Source organism: uncultured Propionibacterium sp. (assembly GCF_963539965.1).
In the GTDB taxonomy this organism is placed as follows: Bacteria; Actinomycetota; Actinomycetes; order Propionibacteriales; family Propionibacteriaceae; genus Propionibacterium.
The window spans coordinates 1-5,004 of sequence record NZ_CAUTOU010000104.1 but is presented as its reverse complement, the minus strand read 5'-3'; the positions used below and the strand labels follow the sequence as shown (position 1 = coordinate 5,004).

The following is a 5,004-nucleotide window of genomic DNA, read 5'->3' as shown; positions in this document are numbered from 1 at the left end:
GGGGCCGCGGGGGGCGGCCCGTCCTCGTCCCCGAGCCCCTCGCGCCCGGCCCGCTCGATGATCTCGACGAACTGGTCGAGGGTGGTCGAGCGGTTGAGGCTCCCGTAGTCGATGCGGACGTCGAAGGCGTCCTCGCAGGCGGTGAGCACGCCCACCAGGGCCATCGAGTTGGGAACGGCGCCGGCCAGGCGCTCGGCGCCGGAGTCCACCGTGACGCCGGTCCTGGCGCGAATGATGGAGCGGACGGTCTGCATCACTGAGGTGAACACGACGGACCCCTCACTCGCTCGTCCCGACGAGCCCGATCAGTGCCGGGCGCCGCTTCTTGCCGGTGCGGGTGCGGGGGATCTCGTCCACCCAGGTCACGGAGGTGACGGGCACCCCGAACTCGCGCATGAGGATGCCGGTGGCCTCGTCCTGCCTGGCCGGATCGGGTTCGCCGGCGAAGAAGAGGTGGATGGCCTCCTGCCCGGTGGAGTCGTCGGTGAGGCCGACGACGGCGGTGTCGAGGCCGGTGCCCTCCTCGAGGGCCCGCTCCAGGTCATGGGAGTAGTAGTTCTTGCCGTTGACGAAGATGATGTCCTTCTTGCGGCCCACGACGTACAGCTCGCCGTCGATGAGCGCCCCCAGGTCGCCGGTGTCGAGGTAGCCGTCCTCGGACAACGGGCGGACGTGCTCGCCGGCGGCGTCCAGGTAGCGCAGCGCGATCGGTTCGCCGCTGATCCAGATCTCCCCGACGGTCCCGTCGGGCAGCCGGCGGCCCCCGCCGTCGCGGATGCTCACCGCGATGCCTTTCGCGGCCCTGCCCAGGCCGACGAAGGTGGCGCCGTGCTCGCGGCGCAGATCGGCGATCCGGGCGCCGGTGAGGATCGCGCTGCGCTCGAGGGTGACGGTGCGCAGGGGCTCGTAGATCTCGGCGACCGATACGCCCAGGGAGGCCTCGGTCAGGCCGTAGCCCGGCACCATGACGTTCTCGCGCAGCCCGTAGGGGGCCAGGGTCTCCTGGAAGGACATGGCGACCAGGGTGTCGACCGGCTCGGAGCCGTTGATGACCTTCGCGAGGCTCGACAGGTCAAGGCCCTCGAGCCCTCCGGTGCCGCGGCGGGCGATGGCGGCCAGCGTGTGCTTGCAGGCGAAGTTCGGGCAGAAGGTGACGGTGGGGCGGTGGATGTCGATCGCCCTGAGCCAGGAGAAGGGGTCCATGACGAACTGGCTGGTGGGCATGAGCACCTGGCCGTAGTCGCGGTACATGGAGTACAGGTGCACACCGACCAGCGACAGGTTGTGGGTCAGCGGCAGCCACGACAGCATGCTGTTCCTCAGCACCGATTTGCGCTCGGGCACGAGCGCGGCCATGCCCGCGATGAGATTGGCCTCGGTGATGAGGACGCCCTTCGGTTCGCCGGTGGAGCCGGAGGAGAACTGCACCAGGCGCAGGGCCCCGGGTCCCACGGCGGCCGGAGCGGCCTCGGCCTCGTCGGCGGGCTCGCGCGGCACGAGGGCGTTCATGTCGATGGCGCCCGGCAGCTCCGAGAGATCGGGCGGCCCGGGTTCGCCGCTGGGCTGGTGGAGCACGCGGCTGCCGGGCAGACAGCCGCGTATCCTGTTCAGCTGCTCCAGCGCCGCCGCCTCGGTCGCGCAGGCGAGCGGCACCGGCACGGCCCCGCCCCAGATGCAGCCCCAGAAGGCCTGGACGAAGGCCCTGTTGTCGGTCAGCTGCAGGATGACGAAGTCGCCCTGGCCGACGCCGGCGTCGGCCAGGGCGAGCCGGTAGGCGGCGGCCTCGCCGAGCAGCTCGGCATAGCTGTGGAACTCGCCCTCCAGATCGCCCGGCGTGATGAGCGTGAGGCCGAGATCGTGTTCGTTCTTCTTGTCGAGCAGAAGATCGGCCAGATGATTGATCATTCCTGTCCCCTTGCTGGTGGGTTGGGTGGCGCCGGCCCTCCCGGGCGAGTGGGGGTGCGCGGCTCGAGCGGCCGCCGGTCGCCCGGGGCGGCAAGGCCGGCGGTCCGTCGGCGGGCGGGTCCCCGAGGGGGTTCCCGGTCCAGGTCAAAAACTATGCTCCGGCGCGGCTCCCCCGACGGGGGTCCAGGAAACGGCCTCCCGCCGCCCGGCCCGGCGGCGGGCGTGCGCCCCGGTCCCGGCCACGCGGCCGTCGGCGCCGAGCACGACGATCCGGACGATCCCGATGAACGGGCACGACGGTGGCGGGGCCGGCCGGCAGGGCCGGGCCCGCGATCAGCAGGAGGCGGGCCCGGATGCCGTCGAGGACGACGGATGGCTTGGAGGCGAACCGGTCCGGCGGGTCGCAGGAGAGGGCATCGTTCAGGGCCTCGAGGACCGCCCGCTCCTGCCCGGTGGCGGGATCGCATCGGCCGCGTCTGCCAGCTCGACGCCGGCCGGCCCCGCCGTCCCGGGCGGGACCCCATGGTACTTAATTGAAGCATCCGTGCGACGCAGCGCCGCGGCCCGGTGCGCTCACCGGGCCACCGGCCAGTAGCCCGCAACAGGCTTCCGGCAAGCGGTTCCGTTCCGCGATCGGTTCGGTGCGGGAGGTGGCCCCGGCGCGGCGCCGGGCGGCCGGACAAGCGGATCGGGGGGCCATGGACGGGACGCACGGGTGGGCGGACGGGACTCTGCACGCCCTCGTGCTCGCCCGCCCGCAGGCGGTGCTCGTCTGGTCGCGCCCGCTCGAGCGCTGGCAGCGCCCCGAACTGCTCGCGCTACTCGACGCCGAGGTCCTGGCCGGGCTGTGGCGGCTGCGCCGCGAGGAGGACCGCTCCCGCCGCGTCACCGCCCGCGCGCTGCTCGCCCGGGCCGGGCTCATCGCCGCCGAGCGGGGACTGCTGCCGCCCGGCCCGCCCCTCCGGCTCCACGAGGCCCCCTCGCCCCGGGGACGGGGCAAACCGGTCGTCGAACCCGCCGGCTGGCGGGCCTCGGTGAGCCACGACAACGCGGTGGTGGCGGTGCTCGCCCGCGCCGAGGTGGGCGTCGACACGCAGGGCCTGGCCAGCGCCCCCGGCGTGCGCGCGATCGCCTCCTCGTTCACCGGCGGCGAGCAGGAGTGGCTGGCGGACCATCCCCGCGACACGGACGCGCTGAGACTGTGGACCGCGAAGGAGGCCCTGCTCAAGGCGCGCGGCACCGGCTTCTTCTCCGATCCCCGGCTGAGCGGCAATGACACCCTCCGCGGCACGGGCGCGCAGCTGGCGCACTGGCGCCCCTTCCCCGACGCGGTGGCGGCGTTGGCGGTGCTCGGTCCCGGACCCGTCGACTGGCCGGCGGGCTGGGAGCCGTTCGGCAGCCGGGGCACGGGCCTAGGATCGGTGTGAGTCGAAGTGGAGGCGCAGATGGCTGAGCGGACGCCGGGGATCTCGCAGGCGAGATCGCCGTACTCGGAGGCATTCAGGGAATTCATCGCGGGCGGCTGGGCGCCCTATCCGTCCGAGCCCCCCGGGCGGCTGGGCGCCGTCCCCAGCGCCACGGCCCACCGGGCGGCCCTGAGCCGGCAGTTCCCCGGCGAGCGCCTGATCATCCCGGCCGGCGGACACCGGCGGCGCAACAACGACTGCGACTTCCCCTACCGCCCGCACTCGGCCTTCGCGCACCTGAGCGGCCTGGGCGCCGACCGCGAGCCCGACGCGGTGCTCGTCATCGAGCCCGACGGCGAGGGCGTCCTCTACTTCCACCCGCGCGTGCCGCGCACCGATCCGGAGTTCTACTCCGACGCCCGCTACGGCGAGATGTGGGTCGGCACCCGCGAGTCGCTCGCGGAGATGTCGGCGCTGTGCGGCATGCGCACCGAGAGCATCGGTCTCCTGCCGGTGCTCATCGAGCGCAACGACGCCCCCGCCCGCGTCATCCGCGAGGCCGATCCGGCGATCACCGAACTGGTCGACACGGCGCGCGGCGCCGAAACCGACCTGGACGCCCGGTTGCACGCCGCGGCCGACGAGCTGCGCCTGATCAAGGACGACTGGGAGCTCGGCCAGCTGCGCGAGGCCTGCCGCCTCAGCGCCGAGGCCTTCGCCGACGTCGTCACCCACATGGACCGGGCCGTCGCGACCCGCCGCGGCGAGCGGCTGCTGGAGGGCGTCTTCGGCCTGCACGCGCGCACCGGGGGCAATGCCGTCGGGTACGACTCGATCGTCGCGGCCGGAGACCACGCGAACACCCTGCACTGGGTGAGGAACGACGGGCCGGTGCGCCCCGGCGACCTGGTCCTCATGGACGCCGGCATCGAGCTCGACTCGCTCTACACGGCCGACATCACCCGTACGATGCCGGTGAACGGCTCGTTCACGCCCGAGCAGCGCCAGGTCTACGATGCGGTGCGGGCCGCCCAGCGGGCGGGCCTGGCGGCCGCCAGGCCCGGCGCGGGCTTCCCGGACGTGCACCGCGCGGCCGTGGAGGTGCTGGCCCGGGCCTTCGACGACTGGGGCATCCTGCCGGTCCCGGTGGACGAGGCCCTGTCGTCCGACGGCGGGCAGTGGCGCCGCTGGATGGTGCACAGCACCAGTCACCACCTGGGCATCGACGTCCACGACTGCGCGCGCGCCCGCGACGAGCGGTACCGCCAGGGCACCCTGGTCGAGGGCATGGTCATCACCGTCGAGCCGGGCATCTACTTCAGGTCCACCGACCTGCTCGTCCCCGTCCCGCTGCGCGGCATCGGGGTGCGCATCGAGGACGACATCGTCATCACCGCCGACGGCTGCTCCGTCCTGAGCGAAGACCTGCCGCGGGAGTCCTCCGACGTGGAGGCCTGGATGGGCTCGCTCGCCCGCCTCCAGTGACCCCAGTGACCGGTCGGCTCAGCCCTGGCCGCTGCGGTCGGTGGGGTCGAAGGCGCCGCCGACCGGATGTTCGGCGGCCCCGCCCTGGCCCGGCGCGCTCGGGTAGCGCGGCGCAGGCAGACTCGACAGGTCGTCCTCGCCGGGCCGCCCGTAGGCCGGCTGCTGGTGGCCGCCGCCGGGAGCACCGGGCGCGGTCGGCGGGACGGGG

5 protein-coding genes are annotated in these 5,004 nt (G+C 73.7%); 2 read left to right on the top strand and 3 right to left on the bottom strand.

Annotation, left to right across the window (positions count from 1 at the left end; translation table 11 throughout):
• Both R2N01_RS11105 and R2N01_RS11100 read right to left on the bottom strand, forming a co-directional pair.
• On the bottom strand, positions 1 to 269 hold a 269-nt coding region (locus R2N01_RS11105), incomplete at its 3' end, for a hypothetical protein (protein WP_316671189.1).
• A gap of 10 nt (positions 270 to 279) precedes the next feature.
• The gene (locus R2N01_RS11100) at positions 280 to 1,905 is read right to left on the bottom strand and encodes an AMP-binding protein (RefSeq protein ID WP_316671187.1); all 1,626 of its coding nucleotides are present in this window, start codon (positions 1,903 to 1,905) and stop codon (positions 280 to 282) included.
• 698 nt (positions 1,906 to 2,603) lie between these two features.
• On the opposite strand from R2N01_RS11100, the gene R2N01_RS11095 reads away from it, so the two are divergent.
• Positions 2,604 to 3,332, top strand: coding sequence for a 4'-phosphopantetheinyl transferase superfamily protein (locus R2N01_RS11095; RefSeq protein WP_316671186.1), 729 nt, complete (start codon positions 2,604 to 2,606; stop codon positions 3,330 to 3,332).
• A gap of 18 nt (positions 3,333 to 3,350) precedes the next feature.
• The gene (locus tag R2N01_RS11090; RefSeq protein ID WP_316671183.1) at positions 3,351 to 4,796 is read left to right on the top strand and encodes an aminopeptidase P family protein; all 1,446 of its coding nucleotides are present in this window, start codon (positions 3,351 to 3,353) and stop codon (positions 4,794 to 4,796) included.
• Positions 4,797 to 4,814: 18 nt separating this feature from the next.
• Here the strand turns inward: R2N01_RS11090 and R2N01_RS11085 are convergent.
• Positions 4,815 to 5,004, bottom strand: a 190-nt coding sequence (locus R2N01_RS11085) for a hypothetical protein (RefSeq protein WP_316671181.1), incomplete at its 5' end; no start/stop codon positions are given.